Origin of the sequence: Hydrogenophaga sp. 2FB (assembly GCF_005503365.1) — a bacterium.
Taxonomy (GTDB): domain Bacteria; phylum Pseudomonadota; class Gammaproteobacteria; order Burkholderiales; family Burkholderiaceae_C; genus Hydrogenophaga.
In genome coordinates this window covers 1-15,096 of sequence record NZ_SCML01000089.1, presented here as the reverse complement: position 1 = coordinate 15,096, position 15,096 = coordinate 1, and the positions used below count along the sequence as shown (strand labels likewise).

Here is a 15,096-nt window from a genome sequence, read left to right as displayed (position 1 = left end):
CCATGGGTGGCGATGGCGGTCATTCTGCGCGAATGTTCGCGTCCTTCGCGAGTTTGGCCCAGCGTGAGGTTTCAGACTGGATGGTCTTGGCGAACGCAGACCGACTGCTGTCCGCGACCGGTACAAAGGCCATGTTTTTCAGCGACTCTTGAATCGCCGCGGATTCAAGGAACAACCGCACCTGCGCGTTCAGCTTGTCGAGGATCAGGGATGGCGTCTTGGCGGGTGCCGCCAGGCCAATCCAGCCGATGACGTCAGCGCCGGCAACGCCCTGCTCGGCGAAGGTCGGCGTGTCTGGCAGGAATGGAGACCGCTGGGTCCCCGCAACCGCAATGGCCCGGAGTTTTCCGGCTTTGATGAGGCTGAGCGCACCGGGGACGGTGTCGTACATCGCGGCCACGTCCCCCGCCATGACCTGCGAGGCGCCCTGGGCGTTGCCCCTGAAGGGGATCAGGTTGAACTCCACCTTGGCGGAGCGGGTAAAGGCTGCATAAGCGAAATGGGCCGTGGACCCCAGCGAGGGGATAGCGAAAGGCAGATACCGCTGCTTCGCGGCCGCCGTCAGATCCGCCAGGGTCTTGTACGGGCCGCTGCTGGAGACCGCGATCAGCTGAGGCGTCAGCGCGATATTGGCAATGGGCTCGAAGTCCTTGATTGGATCGAAAGACAGTTTGGGGTAGATGGCGGGTGACATCGTCAGCGGGCCGCTGGAGCCGATCACCAGCGTGTAGCCATCGGGCGCCGCGGCGGCGACCGCACCCAGCCCGATCGAGCCACCGGCACCTGGGCGGTTGTCGACGACGAAAGACTTGCCGAAGGCCTTTGAAAAGTAGTCTGCCAGGAGACGCGCCAACGCGTCCGAGGCCTGGCCGGGCGCTGTTGGCACCACAAGCTTGACCGGCCGTGTGGGCCAGACCGCGGGATCTTCAGCGCGTAGCTGTGCAAAAGACGGGGAAGCGGCCATCAGCATGCTGCTGGCCACGCTGAGGGATACGACGAGGCGGTGTTTACAACGCATGAAATGTCTCCAGAAGATCGTGCAAGAAGGGCTGGTGTCGAACGGACCGGATATATCGGTCAGGGAATCTCGACATCCAGCAGCGGGATGAATTGCTGGCCGCCATGCAGGTCGGCACACCCGAGCGCACCTTGGGTGGTGGGATGCGGGATGCTGAACTTGAAGGCGCGTGCCCGATCGCATTCGAAGAAGCGCACTTTCGCCGACTCGGTCTGGTAGAGGCGCGCGAACATGTCGGCATTCAGCGCGCCCGAGCGCTTGACGCGCTCGTAGCTGGCCTCGTCCGAGAACAGGATGTCGAAGGTCAGCACGAACGGCCCGGCATTCTTGCTGCGGACCATGGCGGCGTAATCAGACAGACGCATGTACGGCTCCCTGCAAGATGGTGATCGTGGTGCGAAACATGGACAGCGGCGTTTCCGGCAGTACCACGTGGTGGAGGTTGAAGGTGTAGACCGGTCCGCGTTCGATGACGGCCGGGTTGTGCAGGCACGCAAAGCCGGTAATAGACCCCTTCCACTTGCTCGTGGGCTGGTGCAGCAAAGGCTGGCGTGTGAGTTGTGCCAGTGCCGTGGCGGTGGCTTGGTCGGGTGCGGTCGCCTCGACGACGATGCCCACTTCGTGTGGCACGGTGTCGCATCGCGGCTCCAGCGCGCCCATCACGCCGTTGCGGCCGTAGACGTGGTAGTCAATGCGTGCACCTAGTGCCTCCAGCGACTTCCCGAACACCCGCTCTACCGATCCGTTCACACGCTCGGTGACCTTGCCGAGCCAGGTATCGAATTCCGCAAGGATGAAGGGGTCGCGCACGCCACCGACCAGAATGCTCTGATGACCCACGAGTTCCGCGCCTTCGAGCTTGATGGTGTGTTGTGCGGCTGGCACAAAGCGGCTGCCGCGGATGCGCACACTGGAAGCATCCACCTGTTCGTAGGTCGCCTCCTGGATGTCCAACACGCCGGAGGCCTCGGTGAACAGGAAGGGGTCGCCGTTTTCGTACAGGCTGTGCGCTGCCACCGACTGCGTGGTGCAACGCAAGCCTGGACCCAGCGGCTGAATGAGGGCCTCGTGCGGGCGAATGGTGCCGATGACCACACCGGGCCCTGGCTTCTCGCAGACGGAGGCGCCGCATTCGACGGCTTTGCCCACATGCCAAGCCAGGCCGGCGGGCAGGCCCATCTGGATCGGCATGGCAGCATAAAGCGCGGGATCGCTGCAGCGCCCAGCGACGATCAGGTCTACACCTTCGTCCAGCGCCGCCTGCAGCGGTTCGACGCCCATCATGCCGACGATGCGCACGCTACGCTGAAGGGTCGCTTCGTCCAGATGCGGCGCTGGATCGAGCGCACGGATGCGCCCCTGCCGGAGCTGATCGACCAGGAAATCCCTGGACTGTTCGGAGCGGATTTCTGCCACCTTTAGTTGCAATCCCTCGGCGCGGGCGACCTCGCGCACGATCTCCATGAACCAGTCCACGTGAACGTCGGCCCCGCCAGTGCCGACCGAGCCGATTAGCAGCGGCACTTTCGCCGGGAAGGTCTGGCGCAGCAGGATGACCAGGTCCCGCAGGATCGCCTCGCGCGGAAAGGCACACACACCCATGCCGAGGGCAAACGGCCCGGCGTCCGTGCTGCCGGCATCCGCAGCCACAAAGTGCGGTCGCACCTCCATGGCCTGCCGCAAGCTGTCCTCATGGATGCCCACACCGAGCATTCCGCTCGCGGCAATAAATCTGCATTCCTGCATCAAGGTCTCCTGAAATGGTTCAAACACATCGCCCGGCACGAAATGTCGATCCACATCAAATATTAGTCAATCTCGATCATAATTGTCGATATATAGATGATCAGGAGTCAGACATGGCAGACCATCCTTCCCCCAAGTTGGGGTCTAGCGACAGCATCTACATGACCGCAGAGGAGGCGGCGCGTGCGCTCAACGTCAGCGTGCCCACGCTCTACACCTACGTGAGCCGCAAGAACATCCGCGCGCACAAGACGCGTGGCAGCCGTACCAGCCGCTACCTGCGCTCGGATGTGGAGCAGCTCAAGGCGGGCGTGGCGACCGACGCCTCGCGTGACGCGGCGCCCGGGCTGGCGGCGTCGTCCTCCATCACGCTGGTGACCGAAGCCGGCTCGTTCTACCGCGGCATCAGCGCCGTGGATCTGGCGAACCACGCCTCGCTCGAGGACGTGGCTCGCCTGCTGTGGGATGCGCACGATGTCGACCCTTTCGCAGCAGCCCCACCGTCCATGCCCGCCCATGGCGAGGCACTGCTGGAGGCTAGCGCCGGTTTCAATGCGCTGGACCGCTCCATGATGTTTCTGCCGGCGGCCGAGACTGCCAACCCGCGTGCACACGACCTGTCCAAGCCCGGCTTCCTGCGTTCGGGTGTCGAGGTGCTGCGATGGTTCGCCGCCTTGATGCTGCGCCAGACGCAGCCCGCCCAGGGCCCGTTGCATCAGTACATCGGCAAGGTGACGCAATGCGGTCCACAACTGGAGGACATGGTCCGGCGAGTCCTCGTCCTCGCGGCCGACCAGGCGTTCCAGTCCGCCACCTATGCGGTGCGTGCCACCGCCAGCACCGGCGCCACGCCCTACCGCTGCGTCGTCAGCGGCCTGGCCGCAACCACGGGCAAGCGGCTGCCCGCCGTGCGCGCAGGCGCCTTCGCGCGCTTCATCACCGAAATCGACAAGGCCGACGACCCCACCGAGCCCGTGCGTAGGCGCGCGCGTGAGAGCGAGTCCATCCCCGGCTTCGGCTTCTCGCCCTTCGATGTGCCAGATCCACGCGCGGTGGCGCTGTGGTCGTCCCTGAGCACCGTGCTGGCGGCCGACCGTCGCTTCGAGCGCTTCGAACGCGCCGTCACGCTGGCCGGCGAACTCACCGGCCAGCCTCCCGATTTCGCCTTCCTGGCGGCGTATGTGAACCAACGCCTCGGCGCCGATGCGCAAGCCAACCTCGTGCGCCTGGCACGCATCGTGGGTTGGGTTGCCCATGCCTGGGAGCAGCAGAACGACCGACCGTTGCCACGCTGGCGCGTCCACTACACCGGAGTATTACCCGTTTGAATCAATATATCGATGATATAAATCGAGATTGACTTCAGAGGCGGGAAGCTCCTATGCTGGCGTCCGTCCCCTGGTTCCGCTTCCGGAAACCAGGGGGAACGCACGACACAAGGAGACGGCATGGGCAAGCGGTGGATCCGGCGACCGGAAGGTTCCAATTGGGGCGAGTTCGGCGAAATGGACCAGATCGGGCGGCTGAATCTGCTGACGCCCGCCAAGGTGCGCGAGGGCCTTGCCGAGGCGCGCGAAGGGCTGGTCTTCTGCCTGAGCCTGCCCCTGGACTATCCGGGCGGCAACATCGCGAATCCACGCCGGCATCCTCCGCGGCTGTTCGGCGCCGTGCTCGGCGATACCTGCTTTCACAACCACACGCGCCACACGGCGGACCGGTCTTCGGTGGTCTGCGACGACGCTGTGCTGCTCTCAACCCAGTACTCAACACAGTGGGACAGCCTTGCACATGTAGGGGCAGAGTTTGACGCCGATGGCGACGGCGTGGCCGAGATCGTCTACTACAACGGTTGGCGCGGCGGAGAACACATCGTGACTCCACCGCCACGCGAAGGTGCCGAACCCTGGGCACGTTATGAAGGCGTGAATGCCGGCCCGCTGGGCATCGACACGATTGCGGCTACCGGCGTGCAAGGCAGGGGCGTGATGGTCGATCTCTTCCGTCATGTGGGCCGCGACCACCGCCGTGTCGGCTACGACCAGTTGATGCGCATCTTCGAGTCCGACGGCGTGGTCGTCGAGCGCGGCGACATGCTGTGCCTGTGCACAGGATTCGACGAACTCCTCCTGGAGATGAACCGGAAGCCGGATGCGGAACGCCTGCACCACAGCTGCGCCGGCCTGGACGGAGCGGATACGCGGTTGCTGCAATGGATCACCGACTCTGGCGTGGCCGCGCTGATTTCCGACAACCGCGCCGTCGAGATCCTGCCACCGACGCCTGGTGCCCGCACGACGATCCACGAGCACTGTCTGTTCAAGCTCGGGGTCCCGCTGGGCGAACAGTGGTTGTTGTCGCCGTTGAACCATTGGTTGCGTGAACACGGGCGCAATCGTTTTCTGCTCACAGCGCCGCCCCTGCGTTTGCCGGGTGCCGCGGGGTCGCCAGTCACACCGGTGGCCACCGTATAAAAGCTTCACGATCGAAGGACAGGAACAAATAAGACCAGGTCATAGATGCTCACTAGTAGTCGATTCGTCAATGCTTGCACCATTTTTGAGGCCAGTAGGCAATGAGGTGCAGGCGGCACACGCTGATGCACTTCCGCAAGTGAACGATTCAAACCTTCAACGCAACGTGCTGGCGCAACGAAATCGACGCGGCCGTGCATTGATGGAGCGTAGTTGACGGACCGAAGGCTGCTTCAGACTGAGGCTGTGTGTAAACAGCTTCGGTGCTCGGCCAGACACGCGGTAGCGATTGCAGCGGCTTGGCGGCAGCGAAGTGGCAATCGCAAACGCGGCGGCACGGCGGGCGTTTCGCCCTACGCTCTCATCTCCGCGATCAGCGTCTCGGTGCCAAGGTTCTTGATCACTCGCCGCTGGTGTCAGGCGGTCGGTCAGCCACATCAGTTCGACATTGCGTTGAGCTTCGCGTTCCAGGCACCGGCTCGACCGGACCTGTTTGAAGTAGCCGTAGATGTAGATCTTCAGCAGCACTGCGGGATGGTATGACGGTCGGCCGGTTGCTGCGGGCTTCACACCGTCGAAGCCGAGCTGGTGCAATTTCAGCTCATCGACGAAGACATCGACGACCCGCACCGGGTTGTCGTCTGCGATGTAGTCATCCAAGCATTCCGGCAGCAGCGTGACCTGGCTGCGCTCCTCGCCCTCGATGAATCGCTTCATATGGCCCGCCTAAAGTCGCGTTGCCGCACCTTAAGTGATCGCATCGGCCAATTCAAGCGTTTTCACATAGCCTCGACTGATTCAAGACGTCAACTGTGTGCAGGCGAATGACAGCTCTCGGCAGAAACAATGGGCCCGTCGCCGTTAGCATCACTTACGGCCCAAGCATGAAGACGAAAGTGAACTACCAAGGAAGGGGACTTGGTCCTTGGCAGTGACAACAGTCAGATCGCTACGTTGGTCGAGCGCCAAACGCGATACGTGATGTTGGTGAAGCTGGATGGCAAAGACACGCAGACGGTCGTCAACGCGCTCATCAAGAACGCCCACAAGCTGCCGCAAGAGCTCTACAGGTCACTGACCTGGGATAGAGGTACGGGGATGCATGCTCACAAGAAATCCACGATGGCCACCGATATCCAGGTCTACTTCTGCGAGCCGTCATTCCATTTGCTGCGGGCGACAGGTGCGGCGCAGTCGATTGCAGGGCCGAGCGAATCCGTCGGCCCACAACTTCATTGCCGAGCAGCTTTCGCGAAACGCGAAATCTCCTCGTTTCCGAAACTAAACCACGCACCGCCTGCCTTTTCTACATTTGCTTCTACCGCGCCACCGAACGTAGGCGTGGACAGCCCGAAGCAAAAAGGACGAGACATGCCCGAAGCGCAACGAGAGATAGATCCCATCACGCTGGAGATCTGGTGGAGCCGCCTGGTGGCGATAGCGGACGAAGCCGCGACCACGCTTCTGCGAACCGCATTTTCCACGGTGGTACGCGAGTCCAACGACTTCGCCACCGTGCTGATGAACCGACATGGCCAGTCAATGGCCGAATGTACCGGCGGCATCCCCGCGTTCGCCGGGATCATTCCCCGCACCACCAAGGCCTTTTTGCAGCAATTCCCCGCCGAGAGCTGGCGCGAGGGCGACTGTGTGATCACCAACGACCCCTGGCTGGCGACGGGCCACCTGCCAGACATCGCGATGGTCACGCCGATCTTCCACAAGGGTGAACTGGTGGGCTTCGCTGGCTGCGCCGCCCACTCACCCGATGTGGGCGGCACCCACGGTGCCGGAAACCACCAGGTGTTCGAGGAAGGCATCTGTATTCCGCCGATGCATCTCTATCAAGAGGGCAAGCGCAACGAGTCGATGCTCAAACTCTTCCTCAACAACGTGCGCCTCCCCGAGCAAGTGCTGGGCGACCTGGAAGCCCAGGTCACCGCCAACGAGGTCTGCCGCAAGCGCGCGATCGATTTCCTCGACGACACCGGGCTCTCCTCCTTCGACCTCCTGTCCAGAACGGTGCACGACCGCACCGAAGCGGCGATGCGCGCCGCCATCGCGGCGATTCCGGACGGCAGCTACGTGGCGGCCATCGATGCCGACGGATTCGCGCACCACCCGACGCACATCCGCTGCACGGTGACCATCGCGGGCGACTCGATGACGGTGGACTACGCGGGCAGCTCGGCGCAGGTCAACCGAGGCACCAACTGCACGATGAACTATACCCAGGCCTACTCGGTGTATCCCATCAAATGCGTGCTGGATCCACAGACCCGCCGCAACGAAGGTTCCTACCGCGCCATCGAGGTGAAGGCGCCCGAAGGCAGCATCATGAATGCCCGCTACCCGGCCGCGGTGGGTGCGCGCCACCTCACCGGGCATCTGCTGTGCTGCGCCATCTACCAGGCGCTGGCGCAGGTGATCCCGGAGCAGGTCATCGCGGACAGCGGCGGCACGCCGGCCATGCGGGTGCGCTTCAGCGGCGGCCTCCAGCAACACGCACGCTTCTCGCAGACGCTGTTCGCTAGCGGCGGCATGGGCGCGTCGGCACGCGCCGACGGGCTGTCCACGACCGCATTTCCGACCAACTCCGGCGCCGGCAGCATCGAGGCACTGGAGGCGGTCACGCCCCTGCTGGTGCGCCGCAAGGAATTTCGGGTCGACTCCGGCGGTGCCGGCCGGCATCGCGGTGGCCTGGGGCAGCTCTGCGAAGTGCGGAACGTGACTGCCGATCCGATCCAGGTCGCCATATCCGCCGACCGCCAGCGCCACCCGGCGCTGGGCATCATGGGGGGAATGCCGGGCGCGCCGACGGCCGTGACGCTGGCCAACGGCAAGGCGCTCGACCTCAAGTCCCGCATCGACCTGGCACCCGGCGACAGCGTCACGCTGGCTTTCGCTGGCGGTGGCGGCTACGGGCACGCAACGGAACGAGTGCTGGGCGACATCCAGCGCGACATCGCCTATGGCTACATCTCGCGCGACGCGGCCCTCGATCACTATCCCCAGCTGGAAGGCGCAGCGGCTGCAACCGGAGCCGCGCAATGAAGAAGACCACCCGCATCGGCGTCGACATCGGCGGCACCTTCACCGATTTCGTCCTGCACGACCAGGTCCGCGGCATCATCCAGACCGGCAAACGCCTGACCACCCCCGAAGCGCCCAGCCGCGCCATCGTGGAAGGGGTTCAGCGGTTGCTGGCCGAAACGAACACGCAGGCCGGCCAGATCGCCAGCATCGTGCACGGCACCACGCTGATCACCAACACCGTGCTGGAGCGCTCCGGCGCCCGCGTCGGCCTGCTGTCCACCGACGGTTTCCGCGACGTGCTGGAGATGGGCCGCGAGAGCCGCTACGACACCAACGACCTGTTCCTGCAGCAGGTGCCCGTGATCGTGCCGCGTCCGCTGCGCCACGGCATCGGAGGGCGGATCAAGGCGGACGGCACCGAGCACGAGCCGCTCGACGAGGCCGCGGTTGCGCGCGCCGTCACCCGACTCGTCGAGCACGACAAGATCGAAGCCCTGGCCATCGCCTTCTTCCATGCCTACCGGAATCCCGCCCATGAGCAACGCGCGCGCGCGATCGTGCACGGCCTGTATCCCGATCTGCTGGTGAGTCTGTCGGCCGAGGTGGCGCCGGAAATTCGCGAGTACGAGCGCACCACCACGGCCTGCGTCAACGCCTACGTGCAGCCCCGGGTGCATGGCTACCTGGATCGCCTGAAGGAGGACCTGGCCGCCCTTGGCTTCGACGGCGACCTGTTCATCATGCTGTCGAGCGGAGGCATCACAACCATCGAAGACGCCAAGCGCTTCCCCGTGCGACTGATCGAGTCCGGTCCCGCTGCGGGCGCCATGGCCGCCGCCTTCACGGCCCGGCAGATGGGCGAGGACCGGTTGATCTCTTTCGACGTCGGCGGCACGACGGCCAAGATGTGCCTGATCGAAAAAGGCCGGCCGCACGTCAAGCACGACTTCGAGGCGGGCCGCCTGCAGAAATTCAAACAGGGCTCTGGCCTGCCGCTGAAGGTGACGGTCATCGACATGATCGAGATCGGCTCCGGAGGCGGCTCCATCGCCGCCATCGACGGCATCGGACTGATGAAGGTCGGCCCGCGCAGCGCGAGTTCGGTACCCGGACCTGTCTGCTACAACCGCGGCGGCACCGAGCCGACCGTGACGGATGCGGACCTGCTTCTGGGCTATCTGGATCCGGCCTTCTTCCTTGGCGGCGAAATGGCACTGTCGTTGGACAAGGTGCGCAACGCGGTGGACGAGCGGCTGGCCGGCCCTCTAGGAGTGGACCAGACGACGGCCGCGCGCGGCATTCAGGAGATCGTCAACGACAGCATGGCTGCCGCCACCCGCATGCATCTGGCCGAGAAGGGCAAGGACCCCCGCGATTACAGCCTCTATGCCTTCGGCGGCGCCGGGCCCGTGCACGCCTACGGTCTGGCCAAGCTGCTCAAGGTCAAGCGCTTGATCGTGCCCATGGGCGCGGGCGTGATCTCCGCCTTTGGCTTCCTGGTGGCGGCCCCCGCCGCAGACGAGGTGCGCGGCTACGTGACCGAGCTACAGGATGCCGACTGGGCGCACGTCAACGCGATGTACGCCGAAATGGCGTCCGCTGCCAAGGCCGTGCTGCTGGGCACCGGCGGCAAGTCCGCCGACGTCACCATGCACTGGGGGGTCGACATGCGCTACCTGGGCCAGGGCTTTGAGGTCACCGTGGTCATTCCCCAAGGTCCGCTCGGGCCGGAACACCTGGGCGTCATACGCCAGGCCTTCATGCAGACCTATGCCGAGCGCTTCGACCGCGTGGTGAAGGACGTCGGCATCGAAGCCATCAACTGGCGGCTGACGGCCCGCCTGCCCGAGCCCCGCATCAGCCTCGCCCGCAGGCCCGTCGAGACGCCGGCCAGGCGCGGCGAGCGAAAGGTGTACTTCGCCGGCTTCGGCGACGTCATGGCTTCTGTGTACGACCGCTACGCGCTCAAACCCGGCACGCAGCTGCGCGGCCCGGCGGTGGTCGAGGAGCGGGAGTCCAGCTGCAGTTTCGGACCCGACTGCAGCTTCACGGTGGACGAACACTTCCACCTGATCGTCGACATCCACTACCCCGACGCCGAGGAGGTCGTACCGTCGGCAACCACGGCACTGGTCTCCGCATGAGCGGCTCGACACGCACGCGCAAGGTGGTCGTGACCCAGCGCTTCTTCGACACGGCGACCTGCGAATTCCTGGCCGCGCACCACTGCGAAACCATCATTGCCGAACTGCCTCCGGGCAAGGGCGACGGTGACCTGCCCGAGACGGCGCTGCAAGACCTGCTGGCCGATGCCGACGGCTGGATCGTCGGTCACGCCCACGTGACGGATTCGCTGCTGCGCGTCTTGCCGCGCCTGCAGGTGATCGCGCGGCGCGGTGTGGGCTACGAACGCGTGGACGTGGAGGCTGTGCGCCGACACGGCAAGGTGGCGACCATCGCCGTCGGCGGCAACGACGCCTGCGTGGCCGACCATGCCCTGGCGCTGATGCTGGCCGTGGCGCATCGCCTGCGGGAGGGACAGGCCCGGCTGGGTGCCGGCGACTGGTCGATACCGATGGGCACGGACCTCTATCGAAAAACAGTCGGCATCGTGGGCCTGGGGCGCATCGGACGTGGCGTGGTCCAGCGGCTGCGCGGTTTCGAGGCGCACATCCTGGTATGCACCCCCACGCCCGACGAAGCCTATGGTCGCGCGAATGGAATTCGCTACACAGACCTGGACACCTTGCTGCACGAATCGGACATCGTCAGCCTGCATGCCCCGCTGACGCCCGAGACCCGCTTCATCATCAATGCGGCGGCGATCGAAAAAATGAAACCCTCCGCCATCGTCATCAACACGGCCCGGGGCGGCCTGGTAGACGACCGCGCCCTGCTCGCCGCGCTTGAGTTGGGCCGCCTGCGAGGCGTTGGCCTTGATGTATTCGTCAGCGAATCCGACCCCTACTACCGCGATGTATCGAGCGCATTGATTGCACTGCCTCAGGTGGTGGCGACACCGCATTCCGGTGCGTCCACCGTCGAGGGACTGGATCGCACCAACCTCATCGCCGCTCAGTCGATCGTAGACGTTCTGAGTGGCGCCACACCCGCCACCGCGCGCGTCGTTGCCGACGGCCGAACCCTTCCCAATCAGCACAACAAAGGAGAGACATGAGCAACGCTGTCAAAGTATTGGTGCCTTCTGGCTCCATCGGCACCGGCGCCCGGCCGCAGCAGCCCTTCGACCACGGCGTGAGCCTCAAGCCCGACGTGATCGCCGTGGATGCCGGCTCTACCGACTCGGGGCCACACTACCTCGGATCTGGAACCGCCAAGTGTTCCGTCGGCAGCCTGCGCGCCGAGCTTGAACAACTGATGGTGGCGCGCCACGAGCTGGGCGTGCCGCTGATCGTGGGCAGCTGCGGCACCTGCGGCTCCGACATGGGCGTGGACCTGATGCGCGACATCTGCCGCGAGCTGGCCGAGGAACTGGGCCACACCGTGCGCGTGACGTGCATCTACAGCGAACAGTCTGCAGCGACCGTGAAGACCGCCCTGGCAGAGGGACGCATCGCGCACCTGGCACCCCGGATGGCGATCGACGATGCGCTGATCGACCGTTGTTCCCACATCGTCGCCGCCATGGGTGTGGAACCCATCATCCACGCCCTGCGCGAAGGCGCGGACATCGTGCTAGCCGGGCGCGCCACCGACACCGCACTCATGGCGGCCGTGCCCATCATGCGCGGAGCTCATGCGGGTGCAGCCTGGCACGCGGGCAAGATCCTGGAGTGCGGCGCCTTCTGCACCACCAAGCCTGCCAGCGGCGCTGTCATGGCGACCATTGACGACACCGGCTTCACCATCCACGCTCTGGCCAGCGGCGCTCAGGCCACGCCGCGCACCGTGTTGGCCCACATGCTTTACGAGAACGCGAACCCCTATGTGCTCACCGAACCTGGCGGCGCATTGAACGTCGAAACCGCGCGTTACGCCGCGATCGACGAGCGCAACGTGCGGGTGGAGGGTTCGACCTGGACGCCCAACGAGGTCTACACCGTCAAGCTCGAAGGTGCGGCGCCGGCCGGCTTCCAGGGCGTGAGCATGTGCATCATCCGATCGCCCGACTACATCGCGCGTTTCGACGAATGGCTCACGTTGCTCGAGGCCAAGGTGCGCGGCAACATCGAGGCCCAGCTCAAGCTGGCGCCCGAATCCTACGACCTACAGTTCCGCGCCATCGGCCGCGACGCCGTACTGGGCGACCTGGAGAGCCGCAAGGGCCAGCCGGTGGAGATCGGCGTGATGGCGGTGGTCACCACGCCAGAGGCCGCCCGCACTAGGGAAATCATCAAGTTGCTCAGCCCACCGATGCTGCACTTTCCGCTGCCGGACGACCCGGTCACGGCGACACATGCCTTCCCGCTGTCGCCTTCTTCCATGGACCGGGGCGTCGTCTACGAGTTTGTGCTGAACCACGTGATGGTGGTGACCGATCCGCTCGCGCCTTTCCGTTTTGTCTCGACGACCTTCGGAGGTCTGCAATGAGACCGTCGAACACCGCCGCTGCGCCGACCTACGCCGTTCGGAGCAAGAATGCCGGTCCCTTCTGGCTGACGATCGACATTTTCTGCGACGACAAGCCCACATTCCAGCGTCTGTGCGACGAGCCACGGCTGCGCCCCGAGGCCATCGGGCCCCTCCTCAGAGCCGACGCCGACAGCGTCAAAGTCTTCCACATCGACGCGCTCGACGTCATCAAGATCAGCCTCCCCCGGCCCGTGGTGCAAGGTGCCTTGGCCGACCGCGACATGCATGGCGCGCAATGGGCCTATTTGCTGCAAGAACAACTGGAGACACAACAATGAAGACATACACCATCAATCCCCTCCGACGCATGCTGCTGGTTGGCGCGGCCGCGGCTCTGGCGGCGCCAGTCGTGCGAGCCCAGGCCTACCCGAGCCGTCCCATCAAGCTGATCCTGCCGAACTCGCCCGGCTCGTCGGTCGACAAAGTTTCGCGGGCCTTGGCGGTACCGTTGTCATCAATCCTCGGCCAGCCCGTCGTGGTCGAAAACATGGCCGGGTCCGGCGGCGTGATCGGCCTACAGCAGATCCTGCGCGCCCCCAAGGACGGCTACACCGTCGGCATCGTGTCCAGCAACTACACGGTGCTCCCCAGTCTGTACAACCTGTCGTTCGACCCACGCGCCGACTTCGTGCCCGTGGCGGTGACGGTCGGCGGCCCGTTCGTGCTGGTGGTCAATCCCAGCGTGCCCGCCAGAACCCTCGCGGAGTTCGTGGCGCTGGCCAAGTCCCGGTCTGCCGGCAAGAGCCTGACATTCGGCAGCCCCGGCGTGGGGAGTTCTTTCCACCTCAGCGGTGAACTGCTCAGCGTCGTGGCGAACGCATCTTTGCTACACGTGCCCTACAAAGGCAACAACACCTTCACCACCGACCTCCTGGGCGGCCAGCTGGACTGCGGCTTCCTCACGCCCAACGTGGCCGTGCCATTCCTCAAGGCGGGCAAGCTGCGAGCGCTCGCCGTCACAACGCCGACGCGTTCCGATCTGCTGCCCCAGGTACCGACCATTGCCGAATCGGGCTTCGCCGACTACAGCATGGAAGGCTGGCAGGCGATGGTGGTTGCCAAGGGCACCCCGGACGATGTGATGCAGCGTCTCAACAACGCCATGAACACTGTGTTGAAGATGCCGGACGTCGCGCGCGCGATCGCGGAGGACGGCCACCGCATCGTTGGCGGCTCGATCGCCCAGGCCACCGACTGGTTTGCGAAGGACTTCGATCGGGTCGGGAAGCTGGCCAAGACCATCGGACTGAAGCCTCCGACCTGAACCGGGGCCGAGTAGGCGAAGATGCCGCCATGAAGCAACTCGAGTTTCTTACCCTCAAATTGTTCGTGGCGGTCGCCGAAACCGGCAGCATCTCGGATGCGGCGGAGCGAAACAATATCGCCGTCGCGGCGATCAGCAAGCGCATCACCGACATGGAGCGCGCGACCGGCAGCCAGTTCTTCTACCGCCATGCGCGCGGCATGAACCTCACGCCCGCCGGCCGCGAGTTGCTGCAGCATGCGCGAGAGATCATCTTCAGCGTCGACCGGATGCACAACGACTTGAGCGGCTACTCCAAGGGCATCAAGGGGCACGTGCGCGTCGCGGCGACCAGCTCGGCCGTCTCCGAATTTTTACCAGATGAGCTCAAGACCTTCGGCGACCTGCATCCCAATATCGTCATCGACCTTACCGAACAGACCAGCCAGAGGATCGTGGATGCGGTCATGGAGGGTCGAGTCGACATGGGCATTTTCATCGGCCCCAATCCCCGTGCGGACCTGGTCACCTTTGCCTACCACGAGGACGAGCTATGCGTAGTCGTTCCGACGGGCCACGCACTCGCCGGCCAGCCATCGGCGCAGTTCTCGGACATCACGGCCTTCGATTTCATTGGGTTAGAGCCGCAAAGCTCCATTGGCCAGATCGTGGCGACAGAGGGCGGCGCGCACCTGAGGCTGCGCATCAACGTCCGCAGCACCGACGGCCTGTGTCGCATGGTGGCAGCTAACCTGGGCATTGGCATCGCACCTCGGCTGGTTGTGGAGACCCACGAGAAGTCCATGCCCATCGAAATCGTACCGCTGGCGGAACCATGGGCGCGGCGATCGCTGCTGATCGGTGTGCGCTCAGAGGAAGGGCTATCAACGCCGGCAAGAATCTTTCTTCACCACTGCCGCGCTGGCTGACGACAGCCACCGCAGGCAGTTGGCTTTGGCATGAACTGGCGCGCTACATGACGCTGCGAA

12 protein-coding genes and 2 pseudogenes are annotated in these 15,096 nt (G+C 64.7%); 10 read left to right on the top strand and 4 right to left on the bottom strand.

The features are described 5' to 3' along the window. Positions 1-19: 19 nt before the first annotated feature. Genes FFS09_RS29375 through FFS09_RS29365 form a run of 3 tightly spaced genes read right to left on the bottom strand, consistent with a single transcriptional unit; the run spans position 20 to position 2,818 of the window. Entirely contained in the window at positions 20-1,018 is a 999-nt protein-coding gene (locus tag FFS09_RS29375) for a Bug family tripartite tricarboxylate transporter substrate binding protein (protein WP_137922441.1), read from the bottom strand. Positions 1,019-1,077: 59 nt separating this feature from the next. Further along, positions 1,078-1,383, bottom strand: coding sequence for a DUF4387 domain-containing protein (locus tag FFS09_RS29370; RefSeq protein ID WP_137922440.1), 306 nt, complete (start codon positions 1,381-1,383; stop codon positions 1,078-1,080). Continuing rightward, positions 1,370-2,818, bottom strand: coding sequence for an acyclic terpene utilization AtuA family protein (locus FFS09_RS29365; RefSeq protein WP_252374565.1), 1,449 nt, complete (start codon positions 2,816-2,818; stop codon positions 1,370-1,372). Before FFS09_RS29365 ends, FFS09_RS29370 begins: the two co-directional genes overlap by 14 nt. Positions 2,819-2,877: 59 nt before the next feature. Here FFS09_RS29365 and FFS09_RS29360 point away from each other — a divergent pair, with 59 nt between their 5' ends. Beyond that, a complete protein-coding gene (locus tag FFS09_RS29360) occupies positions 2,878-4,092 on the top strand; it encodes a citrate synthase family protein (RefSeq protein ID WP_171020267.1) in 1,215 nt (404 codons plus the stop codon). Positions 4,093-4,212: 120 nt separating this feature from the next. After that, entirely contained in the window at positions 4,213-5,235 is a 1,023-nt protein-coding gene (locus tag FFS09_RS29355; RefSeq protein ID WP_137922438.1) for a cyclase family protein, read from the top strand. 410 nt (positions 5,236-5,645) lie between these two features. On the opposite strand, the pseudogene FFS09_RS29350 reads toward FFS09_RS29355, so the two are convergent. After that, positions 5,646-5,952, bottom strand: a pseudogene (locus FFS09_RS29350) (transposase); the annotation flags it as partial. A gap of 192 nt (positions 5,953-6,144) precedes the next feature. On the opposite strand from FFS09_RS29350, the pseudogene FFS09_RS31325 reads away from it, so the two are divergent. From FFS09_RS31325 to FFS09_RS29315, 8 genes and pseudogenes are all read left to right on the top strand, one after another. Next, positions 6,145-6,393: pseudogene (locus FFS09_RS31325) on the top strand (IS30 family transposase); the annotation flags it as partial. Positions 6,394-6,606: 213 nt separating this feature from the next. After that, the gene (locus FFS09_RS29345) at positions 6,607-8,289 is read left to right on the top strand and encodes a hydantoinase B/oxoprolinase family protein (protein ID WP_137922442.1); all 1,683 of its coding nucleotides are present in this window, start codon (positions 6,607-6,609) and stop codon (positions 8,287-8,289) included. Next, positions 8,286-10,415: a hydantoinase/oxoprolinase family protein gene (locus tag FFS09_RS29340; RefSeq protein WP_137922437.1), complete on the top strand. Its 2,130-nt coding sequence runs from the start codon at positions 8,286-8,288 to the stop codon at positions 10,413-10,415. Before FFS09_RS29345 ends, FFS09_RS29340 begins: the two co-directional genes overlap by 4 nt. Next, a complete protein-coding gene (locus FFS09_RS29335) occupies positions 10,412-11,449 on the top strand; it encodes a phosphoglycerate dehydrogenase (protein ID WP_137922436.1) in 1,038 nt (345 codons plus the stop codon). The genes FFS09_RS29340 and FFS09_RS29335 overlap by 4 nt, the downstream gene beginning before the upstream one ends. Then, positions 11,446-12,822 carry an acyclic terpene utilization AtuA family protein gene (locus FFS09_RS29330; RefSeq protein WP_137922435.1) on the top strand — a complete coding sequence of 459 codons (1,377 nt, stop codon included), beginning with the start codon at positions 11,446-11,448 and terminating at the stop codon, positions 12,820-12,822. Before FFS09_RS29335 ends, FFS09_RS29330 begins: the two co-directional genes overlap by 4 nt. Further along, on the top strand, positions 12,819-13,142 hold the full coding sequence (locus FFS09_RS29325) for a DUF4387 family protein (RefSeq protein WP_137922434.1): 324 nt from the start codon (positions 12,819-12,821) through the stop codon (positions 13,140-13,142). Before FFS09_RS29330 ends, FFS09_RS29325 begins: the two co-directional genes overlap by 4 nt. Next, a complete protein-coding gene (locus FFS09_RS29320; protein WP_171020266.1) occupies positions 13,139-14,128 on the top strand; it encodes a Bug family tripartite tricarboxylate transporter substrate binding protein in 990 nt (329 codons plus the stop codon). Before FFS09_RS29325 ends, FFS09_RS29320 begins: the two co-directional genes overlap by 4 nt. Before the next feature lie 29 nt (positions 14,129-14,157). Next, positions 14,158-15,036 carry a LysR family transcriptional regulator gene (locus FFS09_RS29315; protein WP_137922432.1) on the top strand — a complete coding sequence of 293 codons (879 nt, stop codon included), beginning with the start codon at positions 14,158-14,160 and terminating at the stop codon, positions 15,034-15,036. Positions 15,037-15,096 lie beyond the last annotated feature (60 nt).

Bases quoted from the DNA above. Each gene is read 5' to 3' on its own strand.
- FFS09_RS29375 (WP_137922441.1), bottom strand. From the start codon at position 1,018: ATGCGTTGTAAACACCGCCTCGTCGTATCCCTCAGCGTGGCCAGCAGC.
- FFS09_RS29370 (WP_137922440.1), bottom strand. From the start codon at position 1,383: ATGCGTCTGTCTGATTACGCCGCCATGGTCCGCAGCAAGAATGCCGGG.
- FFS09_RS29360 (WP_171020267.1), top strand. From the start codon at position 2,878: ATGGCAGACCATCCTTCCCCCAAGTTGGGGTCTAGCGACAGCATCTAC.
- FFS09_RS29355 (WP_137922438.1), top strand. From the start codon at position 4,213: ATGGGCAAGCGGTGGATCCGGCGACCGGAAGGTTCCAATTGGGGCGAG.
- FFS09_RS29345 (WP_137922442.1), top strand. From the start codon at position 6,607: ATGCCCGAAGCGCAACGAGAGATAGATCCCATCACGCTGGAGATCTGG.
- FFS09_RS29340 (WP_137922437.1), top strand. From the start codon at position 8,286: ATGAAGAAGACCACCCGCATCGGCGTCGACATCGGCGGCACCTTCACC.
- FFS09_RS29335 (WP_137922436.1), top strand. From the start codon at position 10,412: ATGAGCGGCTCGACACGCACGCGCAAGGTGGTCGTGACCCAGCGCTTC.
- FFS09_RS29330 (WP_137922435.1), top strand. From the start codon at position 11,446: ATGAGCAACGCTGTCAAAGTATTGGTGCCTTCTGGCTCCATCGGCACC.
- FFS09_RS29325 (WP_137922434.1), top strand. From the start codon at position 12,819: ATGAGACCGTCGAACACCGCCGCTGCGCCGACCTACGCCGTTCGGAGC.
- FFS09_RS29320 (WP_171020266.1), top strand. From the start codon at position 13,139: ATGAAGACATACACCATCAATCCCCTCCGACGCATGCTGCTGGTTGGC.
- FFS09_RS29315 (WP_137922432.1), top strand. From the start codon at position 14,158: ATGAAGCAACTCGAGTTTCTTACCCTCAAATTGTTCGTGGCGGTCGCC.